General features: G+C 33.8%; 16 protein-coding genes. 12 read left to right on the forward strand and 4 right to left on the reverse strand.

All coding sequences use genetic code 11. From position 1 onward, the window contains the following. Window positions 1-38 precede the first annotated feature (38 nt). The 4 genes from VB796_RS06080 to VB796_RS06095 all read left to right on the forward strand — a co-directional run bounded on the left by VB796_RS06080 (window position 39) and on the right by VB796_RS06095 (window position 7,340). Window positions 39-3,098 (forward strand): TonB-dependent receptor, encoded by a 3,060-nt coding sequence (locus tag VB796_RS06080; RefSeq protein WP_323345624.1) that lies wholly within the window; start codon window positions 39-41, stop codon window positions 3,096-3,098. Window positions 3,099-3,141: 43 nt separating this feature from the next. Next, the gene (locus VB796_RS06085) at window positions 3,142-4,671 is read left to right on the forward strand and encodes a RagB/SusD family nutrient uptake outer membrane protein (protein ID WP_323345625.1); all 1,530 of its coding nucleotides are present in this window, start codon (window positions 3,142-3,144) and stop codon (window positions 4,669-4,671) included. 87 nt (window positions 4,672-4,758) lie between these two features. Beyond that, on the forward strand, window positions 4,759-5,619 hold the full coding sequence (locus VB796_RS06090; protein ID WP_323345626.1) for a LamG domain-containing protein: 861 nt from the start codon (window positions 4,759-4,761) through the stop codon (window positions 5,617-5,619). A 71-nt stretch (window positions 5,620-5,690) separates the two neighbouring features. Further along, the gene (locus tag VB796_RS06095; RefSeq protein WP_323345627.1) at window positions 5,691-7,340 is read left to right on the forward strand and encodes a glucoamylase family protein; all 1,650 of its coding nucleotides are present in this window, start codon (window positions 5,691-5,693) and stop codon (window positions 7,338-7,340) included. A 34-nt stretch (window positions 7,341-7,374) separates the two neighbouring features. Here VB796_RS06095 and VB796_RS06100 read toward each other — a convergent pair whose 3' ends face one another. Beyond that, the gene (locus VB796_RS06100; protein ID WP_323345628.1) at window positions 7,375-8,403 is read right to left on the reverse strand and encodes a thioredoxin family protein; all 1,029 of its coding nucleotides are present in this window, start codon (window positions 8,401-8,403) and stop codon (window positions 7,375-7,377) included. A gap of 76 nt (window positions 8,404-8,479) precedes the next feature. Further along, window positions 8,480-8,827, reverse strand: coding sequence for a gliding motility protein GldC (gene gldC, locus VB796_RS06105; RefSeq protein ID WP_323345629.1), 348 nt, complete (start codon window positions 8,825-8,827; stop codon window positions 8,480-8,482). Window positions 8,828-9,001: 174 nt separating this feature from the next. Here gldC and VB796_RS06110 point away from each other — a divergent pair, with 174 nt between their 5' ends. Together VB796_RS06110 and trmB are read left to right on the forward strand one after the other, a co-directional pair. Next, complete coding sequence (locus tag VB796_RS06110) at window positions 9,002-10,294, forward strand: folylpolyglutamate synthase/dihydrofolate synthase family protein (protein ID WP_323345630.1); 1,293 nt, start codon at window positions 9,002-9,004, stop codon at window positions 10,292-10,294. Between the two features lie 447 nt (window positions 10,295-10,741). Next, window positions 10,742-11,419: a tRNA (guanosine(46)-N7)-methyltransferase TrmB gene (trmB, locus tag VB796_RS06115; protein ID WP_323345631.1), complete on the forward strand. Its 678-nt coding sequence runs from the start codon at window positions 10,742-10,744 to the stop codon at window positions 11,417-11,419. Between the two features lie 35 nt (window positions 11,420-11,454). On the opposite strand, the gene gap is transcribed toward trmB, so the two are convergent. Further along, complete coding sequence (gap, locus tag VB796_RS06120; protein ID WP_323345632.1) at window positions 11,455-12,468, reverse strand: type I glyceraldehyde-3-phosphate dehydrogenase; 1,014 nt, start codon at window positions 12,466-12,468, stop codon at window positions 11,455-11,457. A 1,334-nt stretch (window positions 12,469-13,802) separates the two neighbouring features. On the opposite strand from gap, the gene VB796_RS06125 reads away from it, so the two are divergent. From VB796_RS06125 to VB796_RS06150, 6 genes are all read left to right on the forward strand, one after another. Next, window positions 13,803-14,621 carry a 2,3,4,5-tetrahydropyridine-2,6-dicarboxylate N-succinyltransferase gene (locus VB796_RS06125; RefSeq protein WP_109742654.1) on the forward strand — a complete coding sequence of 273 codons (819 nt, stop codon included), beginning with the start codon at window positions 13,803-13,805 and terminating at the stop codon, window positions 14,619-14,621. Between the two features lie 998 nt (window positions 14,622-15,619). Then, entirely contained in the window at window positions 15,620-16,480 is an 861-nt protein-coding gene (locus tag VB796_RS06130) for a S1 RNA-binding domain-containing protein (protein WP_323345633.1), read from the forward strand. Window positions 16,481-16,646: 166 nt separating this feature from the next. After that, window positions 16,647-17,120, forward strand: a complete 474-nt coding sequence (locus tag VB796_RS06135) for a helix-turn-helix transcriptional regulator (protein ID WP_323345634.1) — start codon at window positions 16,647-16,649, stop codon at window positions 17,118-17,120. A gap of 44 nt (window positions 17,121-17,164) precedes the next feature. Further along, entirely contained in the window at window positions 17,165-18,010 is an 846-nt protein-coding gene (fdhD, locus tag VB796_RS06140; protein WP_323345635.1) for a formate dehydrogenase accessory sulfurtransferase FdhD, read from the forward strand. 2 nt (window positions 18,011-18,012) lie between these two features. Then, window positions 18,013-20,361, forward strand: coding sequence for an FdhF/YdeP family oxidoreductase (locus VB796_RS06145; protein ID WP_323345636.1), 2,349 nt, complete (start codon window positions 18,013-18,015; stop codon window positions 20,359-20,361). Window positions 20,362-20,945: 584 nt separating this feature from the next. Then, window positions 20,946-21,416 carry a nucleoside triphosphate pyrophosphohydrolase family protein gene (locus VB796_RS06150; RefSeq protein ID WP_323345637.1) on the forward strand — a complete coding sequence of 157 codons (471 nt, stop codon included), beginning with the start codon at window positions 20,946-20,948 and terminating at the stop codon, window positions 21,414-21,416. 649 nt (window positions 21,417-22,065) lie between these two features. Here the strand turns inward: VB796_RS06150 and VB796_RS06155 are convergent. After that, complete coding sequence (locus VB796_RS06155; RefSeq protein WP_323345638.1) at window positions 22,066-23,526, reverse strand: hypothetical protein; 1,461 nt, start codon at window positions 23,524-23,526, stop codon at window positions 22,066-22,068. Window positions 23,527-23,576: the final 50 nt, after the last annotated feature.

Below are 23,576 nucleotides of genomic sequence, written 5' to 3' on the forward strand. Positions count from 1 at the left end.
CTTATTGCTATTGTCATCAAACAAAAACTAAGTTGCTCATGAAAAAACAAAATACGTACAGATTACGACATCGAACCTCTAAACCTTTTTATATTCCGCTTTTCATGCTTCTATGTTGTTTGCCAACGGCTGATAACTTCGGAACTAAAATTAATGTCGCTATTTTTCAAAACAAATCAAATATTACTGGTTTGGTTAGCAATCTTAAAGGTGAGCCGTTGTCGGGCGTTTCTGTAAGAATTAAAGGGTCTTCGTCGGGAATTGCTACGGATGCTAATGGAAAGTTTTCAATTAATGCTCCTGCAAATGCTACTTTAATATTTTCATTTGTTGGATATGAAAATATGGAAATGGCAGTCAATGGACGTGCAAGTCTAAATGTTACCTTAATAGAGAATGTCCAAGAACTTGACCAAGTAATTGTGGTGGGGTATGGAACACAACGAAAAGTAGATGTAACTGGAGCTACTGCAAGCGTGAAGGGTGAAGAATTAACCAAACAATCAGTGCTTACGGCAACGCAAGCCATTCAAGGAAAAGTTGCAGGAGTTCAAATTATTAGTAGTGGAAAACCTGGTTCTTCACCAGTAGTCAAAATTAGAGGAACAGGCACGGCATTAGCTGGAACTACCGCTTTATTTGTAGTAGATGGAGTGCTTACAGACGATATTTCAAATATAAATACTGCTGATATTGTAAGTATGGATATTTTGAAAGATGCTTCATCGACGGCTATTTATGGTGCAAGAGGTGCAAATGGTGTGATTATTTTAACAACTAAACGGGGTGAGAATGGAAAAATGAAAATTTCTTATAATGCCAACGTTGGATTTAGAGAAGCATCAAATTTAGTAAAAATGGCGAATGCTGCCGAATATGCCAATTATGCAAGTACCGCAAGTGGGAATAGTATTCCTGCGGGGTCGGTTTCGACGGATTGGTATGGGCAAATTCTTAGAACAGCTTGGATGCAAAACCATAATTTATCGTTATCGGGCGGTTCTGATAAATCGGTTTACTTTTTAAGTTTTGGGTATTTAACTGATGAGGGGATTGTAATTAATAGTAAATATGACCGAATTACGGTGAGGTCTAATAATGAGTTTAACCTATCTAATAGTTTCAAAATTGGAACAAACGTTTCATTTTCTAATGGTAATAATCAAGATGTAAATCTTGGAACTGCCTATAATAATGCTTACAGAGCGGCTCCAATTATTCCTTCAAAAGTTGATGGGAAATATGGTAATACTTCGGTTTATCAGAATGTTGGGAATCCTGTTTTAGATATTGAAAATAATGCTAACCTGTTGAAAGATAATCGTTTACAAGGAAATTTTTATGCTGAATATCAACCGTTAAAATCTATTAAAATTCGTTCAAGTTTGGGAGGTGATTGGCTAAATGCTAACAATAGAGTCTATAATCAGCAGTTTAATAATGACTTAACAACTTTTATCGCATCGGGTGGTAATCAACGAAATCCTAACAGTAATCTTTCCATGAAAAATACTGAAACCTTTCGTTGGGTTTGGGATAATACCATAACATTTAATCATCAGTTCGATAAACATACATTAACCGCTTTGATTGGTACAACTGCCGAACAATATACTCAAACTTGGTTTTCAGCTTTCAGAAAAGATGTTCCTGCCAATCAAGATTTATGGTATATCAGTACAGGTAATGCAAACACTTCAACAAACGATGGAAGTGGCGATAAGTGGACACGTAATTCTTATATCGGAAGGGTAAATTATAATTATGATGATAAATATTTGTTTACCGCAACGGTACGACGTGATGGTAGTTCAAGATTTCCAACGCAAAATCGTTGGGGATATTTTCCATCAGTGGGTGCTGGTTGGGTAGTAAGTAATGAGAATTTTATGCAGGAACAGAGTGTCTTTAAAAATTTGAAATTACGAGCAAGCTGGGGAATTGTTGGTAATGACCGAATCCCTTCAGATGCGTTCACCGTTACGATTACCCCAAATTTAGCTTATCCTTTTGGCGGAGGAATTGCAACGCCTGGTAGTGCAATTACCCAAATTAAAGACCCTAATTTAAAATGGGAGACTACTTCAGAATTAGATTTTGGTTTGGAGTTTGGAATGGTTGGTGGACGTTTACAAGGAGAGATTAATTACTATAATAAAAAGGCTAACGACCTGTTAATCAATGTAAAAGTGCCTTCTGTTGCTGGTGATGCTGACGGTGTAGTTTTAACAAATGCAGCTTCAATTAGTAATATTGGTTGGGAATTTAGTTTGAATTGGCGTGGAAATATCACTTCTGGACTTACGTATAAAGTTGGGGGTAATGTTACTTTTAATCAAAATTCTGTGATTGGCTTGAATGGTGGTCAGCCAATTTTAGATGGAGGAATCGGGGCAAATCAATCTTACACGACCAAAACCGATAATGGTCAACCCGTTGGAAGTTTTTATTTATTGAAAGTTTTAGGTGTTTTTCAGAATGATTCTGAAGTAGAAAATTATAAAAATACGCAAGGACAAACGATTCAGCCGAATGCTGCTCCTGGAGATTTTAAATATCAGGATACAAATAATGATGGAAAAATTGATGACCAAGACCGAATTTTTGCGGGTTCTTATCAACCTGTTGCCTATTTTGGGTTAAATGCTTCAATTGCATTTAAAGGATTTGACTTGAATATTGATGCTTTTGGTAATACAGGAAACCAAGTTTATAACGGTAAAAAGGCATTTCGTCAAGGAATTTTAGATAATGTCGAATCTCAAATGGCTTATACTCGTTGGACATCTGCCAATAAATCTCAAACTGAGCCTTCTGCAAACGGTGGAAACTTGCCCGCTTCAACGTATTTCATTGAATCTGGAAATTTTATCCGCTTAAATAACGTGACTTTGGGATATAATTTACCTCAAAACCTTGTAAAAAAAGCCAAAATAAGTAGCGTTCGAGTATTCTTAACTGCTCAAAATATTTTTACCTACAAAGATTTTAGCGGTTTTACTCCAGAATTATCAGGCGAACCCACTAAATCTGGTATTGAATTAAATGCTTATCCAACCAATAAAACCATTGCTGCGGGAGTAAGTGTTGGTTTTTAATTAGTCATTATCAACGGGCTAAAAAACTTTAAATTTTTGAAAAATGAAAAGAAAAATATATATAATCGGCTTATCCCTATCAACCATTTTTATTGGAAATTCTTGTAAAGAAAGTTTCCTCGATGTTCCTGTTCAAGGACAAGGCACTACGGCTACTGACCCGAATATCTCCCAAAATTTAGTGAATGGCGTTTATAATAGTCTTTTGGCAGGTGAAGCGTTTGGCAATGAAGGTGATATTCATGGAATTAGTTTTATTTCTGCTACCAATATTATCTCTGATGATGCAGAAAAAGGAAGTACTGCCAGCGACCAACCAGCAATTGGGGAGATTGATAATTTTACAGTTACTCCGACGAATGGTTTTGTAGCCGCACTTTGGAATGGATATTATAATGGAATCTCACGTTCCAATCAAGCTATTGCAGCACTTGAATCAGCCTCAATTACTCAAGAAGTAAAAAATCAATTAATTGGGGAAGTCAGATTTATCAGAGGATACTATTATTTTAATTTGGTTCGCATTTTTGGAAAAGTACCTAAAGTATTAAGAGTTCCCACAGATTCTAAGGATGCTAACACAGACCCAGCTTTTCAAACACGTGCTTCAGTGGATACAATTTATAAGGTAATTACTGACGATTTGCAGTTTGCGGTTGACAATCTTCCTACTCGTTCAAAATCAGCAGTTGGTCATGCAACCAAAGGTTCAGCTCAAACTTTATTGGCAAAAGTGTATCTATATCATAAGAATTGGCAAAAAGTTTTGAGTTTGAGTCAGGAAGTAATCAATTCAGGACAGTACAATTTAGCTTCTGATTATACAACACTATGGCGACAAATTGGTGATAATAATATCGAGTCAATTTTTGAAGTTCAAACGGGTCAATTCAATAATTCAGATTTAGGAATTCAAAATTATTGTACTTGGCAAGGACCACGAGTTGGGGGTAAAGGTGGCTGGACTGACTTAGGATTTGGTTTTTGTACACCTACTCAAAACTTAGTTGATGCCTACGAAAAAGGCGATATTAGAAAATCATCAACAATTATAGCCATCGATAATAGTGGAAAGTATCGTGGAACAACGCTTTTTGATGGTTTTAGGATACCGAGTTCAGATTCTGTTCAAAATCTATATTACAATTATAAAGCATACCATAGCGAAAATAAAACGATTGAAACCTTTTTAGGGAATCGTGACCAAAAGCAAAAGAACCTTCATTTATTAAGATACGCAGAAGTATTATTGATGAATGCTGAAGCTGCGAATGAACTTGGACAAACAGGCGTTGCTCAAAATCAACTTAACAAAATTCGGAATCGTGCAGGCTTATCAAATACTATGGCAACTTCAATAACAGATTTAAGAAATGCTATCTGGAAAGAACGAAGAATGGAGTTGGCTTTAGAGCATGACCGTTTTTGGGATTTAGTTAGGACTGGTAGAGCTGCTCAAGTTATGCAAGCAATTGGAAAAAGATTTATTGCAGGAAAACACGAGTTATTGCCCGTTCCAAGTTTACAAATTGCCCTGAGTGGCGGTTCTTTAGACCAAAATTCAGGATATTAATTACCTTTTTTGAATTCCATTTTTCAACAAATTAAACTATCCAATTTTTTATTAAAAACAATTTTAAACTATTAAAATTACTAAATCATGAAAATCCAAAAGATTAAAATCTATTTTGCTGCAACTATTCTCTTAGGAGCAACGATGTTTACTGCTTGTAAGAAAGACGAAACTGTTTCATTACCACCCATAGGAGGTTATAATAGTGCAGAAGAAGTTGGTGCAACAAACTTACTTGCTCACTGGGGTTTTGAAGGAACAGATAAAGAAATGAAATCTGGCTCAGCTGCCGCTTCTTCGAAAAATGCAACTTTTACAACTGGGAAAAAAGGGCAAGCGGTGAACTTTGCTGCTGGTTATTTACAATATAATGAAATAGCAGCACTTAATAATTTGAAAAGTTTTACCGTGTCAGCATGGGTAAATGTAAAAAATAATGGAACAAATCCTTCGTCATTTTTTACACTTACCCGTCCTAATGAGTGGGCGGGTAGTATTAACATGATGGCAGAAACTGGTTGGTACAAAGCCGACAAAGATACGATGTTGGTTAAAGGTTTATTTGTTTCAAAATTACCAGCGGGTGATTCTTGGCAAGACTCTCGCAACGAACCATCAAAAGGTGGAGACTTAGCTTTCAAAGGTGCAGGGAAATGGTCGCACGTGGTAATTACGTATGATGGAACAAGTTCAATGTTTCAAGTATATGCTAATGGGAAAAAAATTAGTAATCCTGAGTGGGAACAACGTGGCACAACTGGAAACTTAATTGTCGCTACGCCATCAAAAGTTGTGTTGGGTGCTTGGGGTACAAATTTACCAGGTGCAACTGCCGATTCATGGCAAGTACCAATGACTGGCCTAATGGATGAGGTAAGAGTTTTTAGTAAAGCTCTTTCTGCTGGGGATATTAATTCTTTATATCAGCTTGAAGATGTGGGAAGATAATTGAAAATTGGGTGTTTATAATTTAAAAGGTTGTTAATTTTGATTAACAACCTTTTTTTAATGATAGAAATATGAATATTTTAAAATGTAGTATCCTTTTTTTTGCCTTAATTAGCTGTAAATCAAGTGATAATAATGTTGTTATTCCTGAAGTATTTGAACTTCAAAGTAGCCAAATAGATGGGAGTGATGTTCAACCCTTTTATCAAAAAAGTTATCGACCGAATATTCAATTGTCATTTAAAGCACCTATTAATAGAGAAACTGTTGCAAAAAATATCATTTTGGCGGATAGCCAAACGTCTGATATTCTTCCAGTTGATTTTATCTATGCTCAAAATGATAGTTCAATTATCATCAAACCCAAAGGGTCATTAAAAAGCCTTTCAAAATATGTGGTTGAAATTTATAAAGAATTGAAATCAAAAAATGGAACATTTTTGAATAGTGATTCAAGAGTAAGCTTTATTACGGCAATTGATTCAACTGATAAATTTGCGAGAATTTCAGATGAACAATTATTGGATTTAGTCCAAAAACAGACCTTTAAATATTTTTGGGATTTTGGGCATCCTATTTCTGGTTTATCAAGAGAGAGAAATTCATCTGGAGAAACCGTAACATCTGGAGGAAGTGGTTTTGGTATAATGGCAATTTTAGTTGGTATTGAACGAAAGTTTATCACCAGAAATGAAGGACTCGTTCGGATTAAAACAATGGTTGATTTTTTGAAAAATAAAACTCAAAAATATCATGGAGCGTTTCCCCATTGGTTAAATGGTACAACTGGAGCAACTATCGCTTTCAGTACAAAAGATAATGGTGCTGACCTTGTTGAAACTTCCTACTTATTGCAAGGACTGCTGACGGCAAGACAGTATTTTTCAAAAAATACCTCAGAGGAGTTAGAGCTAAAATCTAAGATAAATACAATTTGGAATGAGGTAGAGTGGTCGTGGTTTCGCCGAAATAATGAAAAAACTTTGTATTGGCATTGGTCACCTAATTTCAATTGGGATATGAATATGCAGATTTCTGGCTACAATGAAGCTTTGATAACTTATGTTTTGGCTGCTTCTTCTTCTAATTTTAGCATTTCAAAAGATGTTTATGACAATGGTTGGGCAAGAAATGGAGCTATCAAAAATGGGAATACTTATTTCGGTGTAAAATTACCAGTCGGTTTTGCCTATGGAGGTCCACTATTTTTTGCCCATTATTCTTTCTTGGGTTTAGACCCAAATGGACTCACCGATATTCATGCCAATTATCTTGAACAAAATGTAGCCCATAGTAAAATAAATTACCTGCACTGTAAGAACAATTCAAAAAAACATAATGGCTATTCTGAAAAAAATTGGGGACTAACTGCAAGTGATGAGTATAATGGCTATTCTGCCCATGAACCAAATAATGATAATGGTACGATATCACCTACTGCTGCTCTTTCATCTTTTCCTTATACGCCAATTGAATCAATGCAGGCCTTGAAGTTTTTTTATTATACTTTGGGAGATAAAATTTGGAAAAATTATGGTTTTGTAGATGCTTTTAATTTGAATAGACCTTGGTATGCTGATTCCTTCTTAGCAATTGACCAAGGTCCAGAAATTATCATGATTGAAAACTATCGAACTCAAATGTTATGGAAGCTTTTTATGAGCTGTCCCGAGGTTAAAAATGGGTTAAAGAAGTTAGAATTTTCAAGTCCATATCTATAAAAAAAAGCTCAATGAATTTTCATTGAGCTTTTTTTTATTTACTTTTTGCTAACCAAATATTCGCTTTTGCCAAAGCCGTTTTATCGGACGTTCTTGCTTTTACCCAATCATACAAAAATTTATAAGAGGCCTTTTCAGTCTTTGCATCAATTAATGTACTTAAAATAGCCATACCTTTTTCTGGTTTGTTCTCTCTAAAATAAGCAGTTGATTCTTCTCTCCAGACACGCCCATTAATTGACTTATTGTCAACTCCCAATTTTGCCAAATTTTCACGAACTTTATTAATTTTAGTGCTTGAGTATTTCATTCCTCTTGCACTATATAAAGAATACATAATTATATTTTCGGCAGTTTGTTTTACTAATTTCTTATCATATTTTGCATTGAATTCCTTTAAATTGGCTATCATATATTTAAAAATGTCATTCTCATCATCTACAATAACTTTTTGTAAAACTAAAAAACTTGTATTATTTCCATATTGATTTTTTGCAATTTTCTTGGCGTATGCGTTCATTGCCGCAATATTACTCACGGTATCACGCATAAGTCTCGAAATCATACCATAATCAATCAAAAAATTTGGCTCTCTATTTCCTGATAAAAAACTTGCCTTATATGCACTTGTTCTTTGTTTGGGATTGAGAGCTTTTGTTCCAGCATCAATTAATGTTTGAGATGAATTATTGTTTTCTCCTAAAATTGAAATGTGCATCAATTTTACATCCTTATCAAAGAATAGTAAAGTAGGTGTTGACTGAATCCAAATTCCTTGTTTATTCAGAAAGGCTTGACCTTCAGGTGTCATAATATCCAACTTATAAGAAATGAAATTTTGGTTATAAAAATTGCCAACTTGTGGTAGGTCAAATGTTGCCTTAAAAGCATTGCATACATGACAAGATTGAGCATAGACTTCTAAAAAAACAGGTTTGTTTTGAACTTTTGCTACATCAAAAACTGTCCTGAGATTTCCACCTTGCAGAAATGCTGTACCTTTTTGAGCAAAAGTAGCAACAAGTGTTAATATGAATAGGGGAGTTAAAAAATATTTTTTCATGAGTTTTCTTTATTTATAGACCAAAAATATGCCAATTCCTTCGTAAGAAATTGGCATTAACAATCATTAACATAAATTATTGCTTTTCAGCGGCTTTTAATTCTTCTTGCAAGTCCTTTGTCAGTACACGGCAAAGCCCTTCAATATTCTTCGCCATTTTTTCATCACCTGTAGCTTCAATTAATGTATTGCCGACACTACCAATAATTTCAATGTAAAAACGTTTCATTTCAAAAACATCCATATCTTTCGTCCAAAGTGGCAAGGCTAATAGTCCTTTATGGTAATGGTCCCATACTCCTATGAAGATTGACTTTGTCTCCTCGATACCTTCATTTGGGTTTTCTGTCGCAGACCATGAAATTTGCTCTGGAACACTTTGGTCGTCTAATTGAATTCTAAAATTGATTTCTGATTCTTTCATTTTATGCTTTTTGTTCAAAGATTAATCCTTTGAAAAATCGTTATTTAATTTGTTTCCAGCTACAAAATTAAAGGATTATTTTTCAAAAGATGGCTATCCATTAATAAAAGATAAGCACTATCTTTACACCCCGATTTATTGAGAGTTGTACCAATTACTTAATTCATTAACAACATGACCTATCCAGAAACAATTGAATATCTTTATCAATTATTACCCGTTTTTCATCGAATTGGAAAAAAAGCATTTAAAGCAAATTTAGAGAACACAATGGCAATTTGTGAACATCTTGATAATCCTCAAATAAAATTCAAATCAATCCATATCGCAGGAACTAACGGAAAAGGAAGTTCATCTCATTTTTTAGCATCAATTCTTCAATCGGCAGGTTATAAAACTGGTTTATACACGTCTCCACACTTGAAATCTTTTACAGAGCGTATTAGAATAAATGGAGAGGCAATCTCAGAAACCGAAGTGATAAATTTTGTTGATGAGAATAAAGGATTCATTGAAAATATGAAACCTTCTTTTTTTGAGTTAACTGTTGGTATGGCTTTTGATTATTTTGCAAGAGAACAAGTTGATATTGCTATTATAGAAGTTGGGTTAGGAGGGAGGTTAGACTCAACCAATGTGATTATCCCAGACTTATCACTTATCACTAATATCAGTTTTGACCACACCGATATTTTAGGAGATACTTTAACTAAGATTGCCACAGAAAAAGCTGGAATTATTAAGCCTTTTATACCTGTGGTTATTAGTGAAAAGCACTTTGATACGGAATTAGTGTTTATAAATAAGGCTTCTCATGAGAATGCTCCTATTTATTTTGCAGAGGATTTCTACGAGGTCAACAAAAGCAACATCGTTAATGGTCTTTTAGAATTAAATATTCTTGATAAGTCTAAAGGGAGTACCGAAATTCTCTATTCTCAACTCATTGGTTCTTATCAATTGAAAAATATAATTGGAGTTCTTACTGCAGTAAAAATTCTTAACAAAAATGGTTACCTCATTTCTAATGATGCTATTTTACAAGGTGTTTCACGGGTAATAGCTCAAACAGGGCTTAAAGGCAGATGGCAAACATTATCTACCAACCCAACAATAGTTTGTGATACTGGACACAATGTAAGTGGCATAAGCGAAATTCTTAAAAATATTTCAAGTCTAAATTTTGAGCAATTATGGTTTGTGTTAGGATTTGTTTCGGATAAGGACATTGACGGTATTTTGGAACTTTTTCCTAAAACAGCAAATTATATATTTTGCCAATCCAATACTCCTCGAGCATTGGATGCCGAAGTCTTAAAAACGAAAGCTAATAATTTTTCATTATCGGGTATTGTGATTAGAGATGTGAATGAGGCGATTAAAATTGTAAAGGAGAAAGCTCAAATAAATGATTTTGTATATGTGGGAGGTAGTACTTTTGTAGTATCAGAAATTGAAAATCTTTAGTGTAAAAAACTCAATATTTTAAAGTATATTATCCTTTGTTAATTTCTTGAAATTTGGATAAAGGGCAAGAAATTTGGTTGCCAAATAATCTTTCGTCTTTATCGTATGATAATTATTTTTAAAACGTATCTATTTACAACGGGCTGAGAATTGAATATTGCAGATTAGTTGGGTACAACTACGGTTTACTCGATTCTCACAGAACTCAATCGTTAATCTAAGTAGTTGATAATCAACGAGTTATGGATTGTATTTAATCGTGATTCTGTAAAGTTATATAATAAGATTAATTTTATTTCGTAACTAATTGATTATCAGGTAGTTGTGAGTTATGCTAAGAGTGACTAAATAATTGAGAAAATAGGCTAAAGGTATTTGAGTAAAATATGGCAGACATCTGACATATTAGTTAGCTAAATAAATTAGTAACAATAGAATGGAAAATATATGGGTCGTCAAAAAGAAGTAAGATTTAAACAAATACAAGAAAATAGTAATGTTCTTCAGGAAGGGAAACCTCTATTTAAACTAATAAAAGGAAATTGGGGGGATTCTTTCTTCAAGAATTCTAACCCGATAGTATTAGAGCTGGGATGTGGCAAAGGGGAATATACAGTAGGATTAGGAAGACTTTTTCCTGAGAAAAATTTCATTGGAATTGATATTAAAGGAGATAGAATTGCAGTTGGAAGTAATCAAGCAATTCATGAAGGATTAACAAATGTAGGGTTTCTTCGGGCAAAGGCTCACGACTTAGAAAATTTCTTTACTGAGAATGAAGTTTCGGAAATATGGATAACTTTTCCTGATCCGCACCATTTACAGAGTGGTGTAAAACGTAGAATGACCAATGAACGGTTTTTGGAAATTTATAGCACTATTATCAAAGATTCTGGTTTATTACATTTAAAAACAGATTGCCGTCCTTTCTTTGATTACTCTTTGGAGACTTTGACAAATTTTGGTGTGAATAATCTTATTCATACAAACGATTTATATAAGTCAGATTTAAATGTAAGTCATTATGGTATCAAAACTCGATTTGAAGAAATTTTCACAGAAAAAGGTTTTTCAATAAATTATTTAGTCTGTGAGTTTGGCATAAAAAAAGGGACTTCAATTTAATTGAAGTCCCTTTTTTTATGCCAAACGTAAATTGATTACTTGTTGATTAATTTAGCAAAATAATTAACTGTACGTACCAATTGTGAAACGTAAGACATTTCGTTATCATACCAAGAAACAGTTTTCACTAATTGGGTATCACCAACAGTTTGAACTTTTGTTTGTGTTGCATCAAACAATGATCCATAAGTGATACCTATTACATCACTACTTACGATTTCGTCTTCAGTATAACCAAAACTTTCATTCGAAGCCGCTTTCATTGCTTCATTAACTTCAGCAACAGTTACTTTCTTCGATAAAATTGTTGTTAACTCAGTCAATGAACCTGTAAGAGTTGGAACACGTTGTGCTGAACCGTCCAATTTTCCAACTAAAGAAGGTAAAACTAAACCAATTGCTTTTGCTGCACCAGTTGTGTTTGGAACAATGTTTTCAGCAGCAGCTCTTGCACGACGTAAATCTCCTTTAGCGTGAGGAGCATCTTGTGTATTTTGGTCACTTGTATATGCGTGAACAGTTGTCATTAAACCGTTTACTATTCCAAATGAATCTTCTAATACTTTGGCCATAGGAGCTAAGCAGTTAGTTGTACATGAAGCACCACTAATAACTGTTTCAGTTCCATCAAGAATATTATGGTTTGTATTGAAAACTACCGTTTTTGCGTCACCAGTTGCTGGTGCAGAAATTACTACTTTCTTCGCTCCAGCAGTAATATGAGCTTCAGCTTTAGATTTGTCAGTAAAAAAACCTGTACATTCTAAAACAACGTCTACGTCATGAGATGCCCATGGAATTAAAGCAGGGTCTCTTTGTGCGTATATAGTGATACTTTCACCATTTACGCTCATTGTGCTATCAGTTGATGATACTTCAGCATTGAAACGTCCTTGTGCTGAATCGTATTTCAACAAATGTGCCAACACTTTTGGACTTGTTAAATCATTGATTGCTACTACATCAATGCCTTCCATGTTATAGATTTGGCGATAGACTAAACGTCCTATTCTACCAAAACCATTAATTGCAACTTTTACCTTTGCCATCTTCTAAAATGATATAAAAAATAATAATACTTGATTTAATTACTCTACAAAAGTAGGGGATTTTAGGGGATTATACAAGTCTGTAAATGGATATAGTTAAAATATAATAGGTATAATAAGATGACATAAAAGTCAATATTAATAGTAATGCTAACTAATTTAATTAGCAAAAACCAAAATTATAATTATAAATACTAAAAATAGTAGTATTTATCTTCCATCTATTTCCTTTGAATCTCCCATTAATTAAAAATCAATGAAGAAGAGGGTGGGATGTACTCTATAAAAGAATGGAAATAACATTTTAACATAAAATAACTAAATACACTGTTCCAATAAGTTATTGGGGAAATTTCAACTATCTGCAAACTTCCCGAAAGTACGGAAATAGCTTTTTTGTAAAATTTATCTTAAATCTTGTTAAACAGTGTATTAAAAGGATAAGCACATTCAAATGCTTACCTCTGGGGTTTTTTATCCTGCTGAAATATTTGATTAGCAAACTCCCAATGCCGTTCCAAACGTTGTTTTAAATAACCTTATCGGCTCTTCAAGACTCATTCTCGGTAAATAACGTATGCCTTAAGACAAAATTAATTTAACAGTAGAATCAGTTAAGTATCAATGAGTAAAATATTGATATCATTTCATAAGGAATGATAATCTAATTTATCTTTAGGTGTGAACATCTTTCGTATAACATATAATCGTTTATTCTTATACCTAATTAAACTATTGGCATAGTTTTAGTTATAATTATTAGTAGTGATTGTATCAAAATAATAGCTATCTTTAAAATCTGGTTTTCATAAATATACTTGCCAACAAAATGAATAGCACCTATCGAAAGTCTTATAAAAACCTCTTATCTTTATTCCGATAGAAGAGTATAATTAATGACATTTAATGTCAATATTTTAACAGTCATATCTCATTTTCATATATGACATTATGTCACATTTATCTACTAAATAAGATAATATCACACCCTTAGAAACCACCAAATTTTCTTTGGCAGTGCTATTTTTTCAGTTTTTTTATTTTTACAATATGCTGAAAATCAGCATATTGAATTATTTTAAGCAAAGAAAAACTATATGCTTAAAATAATGAGTTATATTTAGAATAACTAAAAAAACACCTCCACTCAATATTAGGAATTAAAGTTAGTTTTCCTCAAAATCTCACTGTCTTAGACAATTCTCTTTTCCCTTTATCCTCCACATTGTACTCTGTTTTATTCATTAAATGTCTTTTCTAAATGATTAAATTATCAAGTAAATGGTTTTACTTTGTAGTTCAATTTTATAATGAACAAATAGATAAATATTTTAATGGAGCAATTAAAAGCAATTATTGAACAAGCGTGGGAAGATACAAGCCTCCGCTCGAAACCAGAAACCATTACTGCAATAGAAACAATTGTAGAGAAAGTCGATAAAGGTGAACTTCGTACAGCACAACCAAATGAAGATGGTACATGGACTGTAAATGATTGGGTAAAAAAAGCAATTGTGATGTATTTCCCAATTCGCCAAATGCAAGTACAAGAAGTAGGTATCTTTGAGTATCACGATAAAATGAAACTCAAAACGAACTATGCCTCATTAGGAGTTAGAGTTGTTCCTCCAGCAGTTGCTCGTTATGGGGCGTTTTTAGCTAAGGGAGTGATAATGATGCCTTCTTATGTAAATATAGGAGCTTATGTAGATTCTGGTACAATGGTTGACACTTGGGCAACAGTTGGAAGTTGTGCCCAAATTGGCAAAGATGTACACTTAAGTGGTGGTGTGGGTATTGGTGGAGTTCTAGAGCCACCTCAAGCAGCTCCAGTAATTATTGAAGATGGTGCTTTCATCGGTTCACGTTGTATCGTGGTTGAGGGAGCAAGAATTGGAAAACGTGCTGTTTTAGGTGCAGGTGTTACTATTACGGGAAGTTCTAAGATTATTGATGTGACTGGCGAAACTCCAGTAGAGTACATTGGGTTTGTTCCTGAAAATAGTGTTGTTATTCCTGGTAGCTTAACAAAGAAGTTCCCTGCGGGAGAATATAATGTCCCGTGTGCTTTAATCATCGGAAAACGTAAAGAAAGTACAGATTTAAAGACTTCTTTGAATGCTGCTTTAAGAGAAAATAACGTTGTAGTTTAAAACTACTTTATTAGTTATAAGTAATTACTAAAATAAAAGTCGTGGAAGGGGATACCCTCCACGACTTTTTTGTTTGATGGATATATTAAAAATAAGAGTAGGCAAACTTCTTTGACTTGACAATTAATGCATGAACCTGTTTAAACTTTTCGTTTTGAATAGAAATTGAATTTACGACTGTGTTTTTAAAGTTTTGACCCGCCGTAGAGCAGATATAGCAACGCTACATTGAATAATTTTAAAAACACAGACTTCAAATGAAACGATTTACAACAAAAGGAATAAGTTTAAATAGGTTCTATATTAAATACTAAGTCAAATTCTAATGACTCCCACTTGAACTTTAGTTGGTTCTACATGATTCTAAGAAACAATAATCACAAAATAATCACAAATCAAACAAGTCTTAGTCATTATTACAAAACATTGTCCATCATATCAGTCAGAATATACTACAACAACATCTTATCCACTTAAAGTAATCCGTCTTGTTTTAACTTGTATTAAGGAGTTATTAGCATCTTCTATAAATAAGTATGGTTAATAATTGTCTTCTCTCCCTTATAAGCTTATTCAGTATATATGTATGGCGTTAGTGCATCTCATGTAAATAAATATGATTGCGTTAGGGCATTACCTTAGATAGTAATATATAATTACGTCAGAGCATTCTTATACATAGCGTCAGTACATCTCTCACAAATGAGTAAAATTACGTTAGGGCATTTTAATAATATATACGGTGGTTATTGCGTCAGGGCATTCTATTTTAATAGTCTCTTCAGCTTTTAGTGTTTCTGGCTATTGGAAACCTCAAAACATAAACGATGTGTCGTTCTAACCGTTTCTACAAAGGTTTATCGAAATGATTTGTATTATATACTGATTTTATAAACAAAATATCAAATTAAAACTTATTAATTCCCATTGTGTGTCTCAAACATCTAACAACTAATTATTTTTATTGCAATTTTACATAAAATTAAAATCTTACAAATATGATATATGATTCTGCTCCCTTACAATTGGGGCAATTTAACAAACTTGAAGTAATCAAAGAATTGGATTTTGGACTTTACTTGGACGGTTATGATGGGGAAGAAATTCTCATTCCACGTGTATATGTTCCAGAAGGTACACAGATTGGGCAATTTTTAGATGTATTTATTTACCGAGATTCTGAAGACCGTATCATTGCTACCACGCTTAAACCTTATGCGGTTGTGGGAGACTTTGCGTACTTACAAGTGAAAGACGTAAGTAAGTTGGGTGTGTTCCTTGACTGGGGCTTAATGAAGGATTTATTTGTTCCCTTCGGAGAGCAACATTCTAAGATGGCGTTAGGGCGTTCTTACTTAGTTTACATTTATATTGATGAACAAACTGAGCGTATTGTTGCGTCAGCTAAGTTGGATAAATTCTTAGAAACGGATATTACAGAATTAAACGAGGGGCAAGAAGTTGATTTAATTCCATACGAATATACAGATTTAGGAATTAAAGCTTTGATTAACAAACGTTATATTGGCGTAATTTACAAAAGTGAAATATTCAAAGATGTGCCTTTAGGGGAATTAACAAAAGGATTCATCAAGAAAATACGTACTGATGGAAAGATTGACTTAAGCGTGGTAAAACAAGGATTTGACAGAATTGACAATCTTAAATTACAGATCTATACCCTTCTCATTGCGTCAGAGGGCTTTCTTCCATATACAGACAAAACTGATGCAGAGGTCATCTACAAAAATTTACAAATGTCAAAGAAGGATTTCAAGAAAGCAATTGGCGGATTATACAGAGACGGGAAGATTAATTTACAAATGGACGGCATTTACAAAGTGCAAGCAAATTTATAAAAAGACTCTGCCAAGTACATTTGTAACTCATTGCCTATATTAGTACAAATGTAAACTATACCACACACATCTCTTCAATTAACATTTGTACAATTGTTATTATTACTTTAATTGCATACATTTGTAATCAAACATTGTAAAGTTAATTACAATAAACAAATGTAACATGGACTTAAATAAGAAAATTGAACAAATTATAATTGACAAAGGTATATCACCAAGTTATTTTGCTGATACTGTTGGCATACAAAGAAGTAGTATTTCACACATACTTTCGGGTAGAAATAAGCCCAGTTTGGACATTATTCAACGAATTCTAAAGGTTTTCCCTGATATTGACCGAGATTGGCTACTTTTTGATTCTGAAGTACCTCAGCAAAACACCCCTCAAATCAACCGACAAAACCCTTTAAATCAGAGAGTTAATAGTCAAAACATATTTGAGCAAACGCCACGAGAATCTATTAAAAATTATCAACCTGAACAGAATGTCGTACAAACACCTGTAAATGTTGCTCCAAGACGAAAAATTGAACGTCCAGTTGTACCAACTCAGCAACCACAGCCATCGGGAAAACAAATAGAACGAATAGTAATATTTTATACCGATGGCACATTTATGGAAAGCAAGCCTAATTAATAGCGAGTGATGAAATGACTATAAAATTTTAACCTAATTATATTTTGCACAGTATTTCACCCATACAAATTCATAAAATTTCAGGAGATATAGTTTTCCCAAAAGATGATTTATTGGCTGTTGAAGACCCGATGGAAATTAGATTAGGCTTTGGAGAAATCAATAATCGGAAGCAAAAAAGTATAGCTGTTACGATGCGAACACCTGGACATGATTTTGAATTAGCTCTCGGTTTTTTGTATTCCGAAGGAATTATTCAAGACCAATCACAGGTGCATTCCATTAAATATTGTACTGATTTAGGGCGACAAGAAACCATTGAAAATATTGTTCGGGTTGAAGTTAAACCTGAAATTGAAGTAAATATTTCTGGGCTGGAACGAAATTTTTATGCTACTTCCAGTTGTGGAATCTGTGGAAAAGCATCAATTGAAGTCCTTGAAAAATTAGGTTGCCCTTATATTCCTATCCATAAAAACCTGATTAATCATCAGATAATTTATAAAATAGCGAATCTTTTACAAGAGCAACAACGAGTTTTTCAGTACACAGGTGGGCTTCATGCGGCTGGATTATTCGATAAAAATGGAGAAATTCTGATGCTTCGGGAAGATGTCGGCAGACATAATGCCGTAGATAAATTGATTGGAGCGTCACGAAATAACTTAGATTTATCTGATAAAATCATCTTGGTAAGTGGGCGTTTGAGTTTTGAATTAGTACAAAAAACGCTCATGGCAGGCATACCTATATTGGTAGCTATCGGTGCTCCCTCAAGTTTAGCGGTAGAATTAGCTCAAAAATTTGGTTTAACACTCATTGGTTTTCTAAAAAAAGAACATTTCAATGTATATACTGGCATAGAACGATTACGATTTTCAAACGATTAAAGATGAAAAAACAAGCAATAAACCCGCAGCCACCAACAGATTTTACGGGAATAACCATCACAGACCCAGCAAAAGTTGCAGCAGGTGTAAAGGCGGTTACCAATTCCTTCAAACACGTATTTGGAGCAATGAACGTATTTACGGGAATGAAGGTTTTATTGTCGCTAAACCAAAAAGGTGGTGTGGATTGTCCTTCTTGTGCATGGCCAGACCCTGATGGAGAGCGTTCTTCCATCGCTGAATACTGCGAAAATGGAGCAAAATCAATCGCTGAAGAAGCGACAACATTGAAATTAGGGCCTGTTTTTTTCCAAAGATATTCAGTCGCAGAATTGTCTCAAAAATCTGATTATTGGCTCGGTCAACAAGGTCGTTTGACGCATCCAATGGTGTTAAAAGAAGGAAAAACACATTATGAAAAAATCAGTTGGGAAGAGGCTATTACGTTAATTGCGGACGAATTGAATGCTTTACCATCGCCAAATGATGGTATTTTTTATACTTCTGGACGAGCTTCAAACGAAGCTGCTTTTCTGTATCAGCTATTTGTACGGCAGTTTGGAACGAATAATTTGCCTGATTGTTCCAATATGTGCCACGAATCAAGTGGTTCTGCTTTAGGAAAAACACTGGGCTTAGGCAAAGGTTCTGTTACCCTTGACGACTTCAATAAAGCAGAAGTAATTATGATTTTAGGGCAAAATCCAGGAACAAATCACCCTCGAATGCTAACTGCTTTGGAAGATGCCAAGAAAGCAGGAGCTAAAATAATCTCTGTAAATCCATTAGTTGAAACAGGATTATTGGCATTTCAGCACCCACAAAATCTATCAGATATGGTTTCGGGTGGTACATCTTTAACAGATATTTACCTACAAATCAAGATAAATTCGGACCTTGCTTTACTGAAAGCAATGGCCATTTTACTGTACGAAGCAGAACAAATTAACCCAAACACAGTATTTGACCACCAATTTATCAAGGAAAATACAGCTAATTATGAGCTTTTTATCAATGATTTAAAGAATTATCAACTTGATGATTTAGTGGCGGAATGTGGGGTTTCCTTAGAACAAATAAAGGAGGCAACGACTTTACTAATCCAACATAATCGTATAATTATCTGCTGGGCGATGGGATTAACCCAACACAAAAATTCGGTCATTACCATTCAAGAAGTAGTAAATATCTTATTATTGAAGGGAAGTATTGGCAAAGAAGGGGCAGGAACTTGTCCAGTGAGAGGGCATTCCAACGTGCAAGGCGACCGCACAATGGGTATTTTTGAAAGACCAAGTTCAGCTTTTTTAGATAAATTAGACAAAAATTTTGATTTCAAATCGCCAAGAGAACACGGTTTTGATGTTGTAAAAGCTATTAAAGCGATGCACAAAGAATCTGGCAAAGTTTTTATGGCATTAGGGGGAAATTTCCTTTCAGCAACTCCTGACACAGAATTTACGGCAAAATCTCTTCAAAATTGCCAATTAACCGTTCATATTTCAACAAAATTGAACCGTAGCCACCTTATTCATGGCAAAATAGCTCTTATTTTACCATGTTTGGGTAGAACTGACGAAGACATTCAAGCGTCTGGAAAACAGCTTGTTAGCACTGAAAATTCAATGGGAGTAGTCCAACAATCAAAAGGAACTTTAACGCCTCCAGCTGATACCGTTTGGAGCGAATCAGCTATTGTGGCAAGAATTGCCAAAGCTACTTTAAAGAATCGTAGTAAAATTGATTGGGAGAAACTCGTTGGTAATTATGATTTGATTCGAGATTTAATTGAAAAAACAATTGATGGATTTCATAATTATAATGCCCGTGTGCGTCAGGCTGGCGGTTTTTACTTACCAAATGCTCCAAGAGAAGGGAAATTTACTACTCAAAACCTTAAAGCTAATTTTACCGTTTGTCATTTTGAGCCTTTTAAAATGGCTGATAATGAATACTTAATGATGACAATTCGGACACACGACCAATTTAATACTACTATTTATGGCTTAGATGACCGCTACCGAGGTATTTTTAATGAACGAAGAGTAATTCTCATGAATGAAAAAGACATCGAATCAGCGGGATTTAAAGCCTATCAAATTGTTGATTTACATAATTCTTTTGGTGGAGTCAATAGAAAAGCTGAACGGTTTATCATTGTTCCTTATAATATTCCATCAAAAAATGTAGCCACTTATTTCCCAGAAGCGAACGTTTTAGTGCCTATTGATAGCGTTGCAGATGTCAGTAATACGCCAACATCAAAATCTGTCGTTATAAAAATCACACCTGTACTTTCAGAAGGTGAGGAATTACCAATTTATGCTAAAACAGCCCAAAAACTGCGATAGGGTGGAATAGAAGCCCTTTTTGTTATTTATATTGAATATTCATTCTATATTTAAACGTATTTATTTTGCTCCTAAGCGACTTTCTAATGCTCTTTCCTATTAAGCATTCACTCTATTACAGACACTATTTTCTACCCCACTTAAAATAAAAAAATAAATCATCGTTGATTCCCATCTTCTATTTATCAACATTTCTATCAGTATAAACCTTTCCTATCCTATACAATTATCATTTCTGGCTGCGTTTTCCACGCTCCTTCATATTTGCTAAACCTATATGCAAATATATGTCCTGATTATCAGGCTTTTACAAAACAAAACTACGGTAATATTTGACTATAATGAATAGGTACAGCACTATCATTTTTATATTATTTCTAATTTGTGAAACACATAACTAATTGATTATCAATTGATTAAACCAAAGTGTTCCACGTGAATATTATAACACCCTGAAAAATAGACACTTACAAAGTTATCCACAAAAAGTGTTGAAAGGCACCTGATAGTATTCTACATTATGTGTAAATTTGAGTTCAATTATCCACACGCTGAGAACAGTCTCACAAAACATTTCAATTACCATGCAAAAAATAGATTCTCTTAATCAAGTAGCTGAATTTCATCATACATTTAAAGCCCCAGTTTTAGATACGCCTCAGATTCCATCGGCTGACCGCTGTAAACTTCGTGTCAGTTTGATAGCTGAAGAACTAAAAGAACTTCAAGAGGCAATTGATAACAATGATCTTGTAGAAGTTGCCGACGCACTTTGCGATATTCAATATGTACTTTCGGGAGCGGTTTTAGAATTTGGCTTAGGAGAAAAATTCGTTGATTTGTTTAACGAAGTGCAACGCTCAAATATGTCGAAAGCTTGTAACTCTTACGAAGAAGCAGAAGCTACTGTAAAATTTTATGCAGAGAAAGATGGAACAGAAGCTGAAATTGTAGCTGATGGTGACAAGTTTTTAGTTTATCGAATTGCTGATAATAAAGTGTTAAAATCTGTAAAATATTCACCTGCTGATTTAAAAGGAATTTTAGCCGTTTAGTTCCATACTAAGTTTCGTGAGATTCAATTATTTTAGAAAATCAAATACCAAGAAGAAAACTCTAAATTATTGAATCTCACCAATTTTATTGTTAAACTAAATACCATCATCGTTATACCTAACTTTATAGTTAAAGAAACATTTAAGATTCTGGGAGAGGGGAATGTACAGATTTATCTTGAACAATAATCAAATCAGTTCAAATTATCAGCCCTTTATAGATTTACGACTTTATATTAAGAGCTTTTCTTGATATAGGAATAATTATCTGTATTCAACCCTAAAAATATCATTTCTGAGAATTAAATAATCCGAACAAGATTACGAATCATAAATTCTAAACGATTCTCAGGCGATTCATTTTTGTGTCATTTTAGTAATTATTAAAGCGTTCTATACAAATCTTTTGTGTGCTATCCTTCAAAGTCCACTTCCCAACTAATACATTATTCAGCATGGTAATTCACACACTTAAGGTTTATATGTCAAGCCGTTTCAAGATAATGCAAAATGTTGTATAATTTATATTATGTTAAATAGAACAATTCGAAAACTCAATCATTTATGGAAACCTCTTACGTTCAATATATTGAAATAAAAAAGGTCTTGAACGATTTGTCCAAGACCTTTTTTATTTCAATATAAAATATTATTCACCTAAAGCTTTCAATTTTTCTTCCATCTTCAAGATTTGGTATAAGCTTCTCAAACTTGACTTTAAATCATCTTCTTGTTTGATTGAATATGCTTTTTCAAAATATGGCAACGCCTGCTTAAATTTCTCTGTTGCTAAATCTTCTACTGCTTTACCTTTCACTTTATAAGTATTCATATCCATTGAATCAACCTCTTTCTTAATAACTACTGCTTCGTTGAAGTTCATAACTCCTAAATTGAAGTTAATGTCATAATTATTAGGGTCTAATTCTAATGCTTGCTTATAATATTTAGATGCTTGTGCTTTAGCTTCATCTTGTTTAGCTTTTACAGCATCATATTTTTTAGTAACTTCTACTGTATTTACAGCACTTGCCGCTTGTTGAGCTGATTCTGCATTTAGGTCATTCAATACCGTTGATGCTTCTGCTTTCATTTGATTAACTTCCGCAATTTGTTTCTTAGAAGCTGCTGCAGATTTAGGGTCTTTCTTGATTTTATCAGTCAAACGCTTAACTTCTTCATCAAATGCCGAGATTTTATCTTTCTGTGTTTGAATTTTTTTATTTAATCCATCTACATTACCTTTTGATAATTGCTCTCTATATCCTCTCAATTCACTTTCTAATTCATTTGCTTTGTTTTCATATAAAATCCCTAAGTTTAAAACCTCTTGAGGAACTTTAGAACCACTTGCTACTGAAGCTTCTAATTCTTTAATAGCTGCATCAATTTTTTTGAAACCTAACAACATATTTATTTTCTCAGCTTTCAAATCTTTATTATTAGGATTCAAAGCAATCCCCTTGTTGATAGTAGCCATTGCTTTCTCTTCATTGTTCTCTACTTTATAGATTTGTGCTAAGGCATAAACCATTCCTGCGTCCTTCCCTCCTAACTCCATGAATTTTTCATAACCAACTTTTGCAGCAGCATCATTCTTAGCCAATTGACCAATTACTCCTGTGTACATGGCAGCAGTTGTATCTTTTGGTGCTACTTCCATTCCCATTTGTAGGTCTTTCAAAGCTCCTGTAAAATCTTTCCCTTGATATTTAGTAATACCTGCATCCATGAAAGCTGCGTACATTTTTTGTCCTTCAACTTCTGGCTTACCGTCTTTGTCCATCACCATTGTCAAGTATTTTTTTGCTGGTGAGGCAGGGTCAATAGAAAGTGCTTTTTTGAAAGAAGCCAAAGCTTTATAAGGAGCTGTTGGGTCAGCTTTTGTCAAAACAGAATCTCTTGAGTTTGCAATATCTAAATAAGCTTCGCCACGTGTAAGCCATGTTTTAGATTTCAATGAATCTTTTTTCATTATTGCTTCATCAGCTTTTTTCTTGGCATCAGAATACGATTTGCGATTTGCCTCAAGCATTAATTTATCCACTTGAGCGAAGGTTGCTCCTGCTGTCATTAAAATAGCAAAAAGAGCAAGGGTTATTTTTCTCATTGTTGGTTGAAATGGTTTTTTGTTTATTGTAACTCTATTTAGATTGGGGA

The sequence above is a fragment of the Arcicella sp. LKC2W genome (assembly GCF_034931005.1).
Lineage (GTDB): Bacteria > Bacteroidota > Bacteroidia > Cytophagales > Spirosomataceae > Arcicella.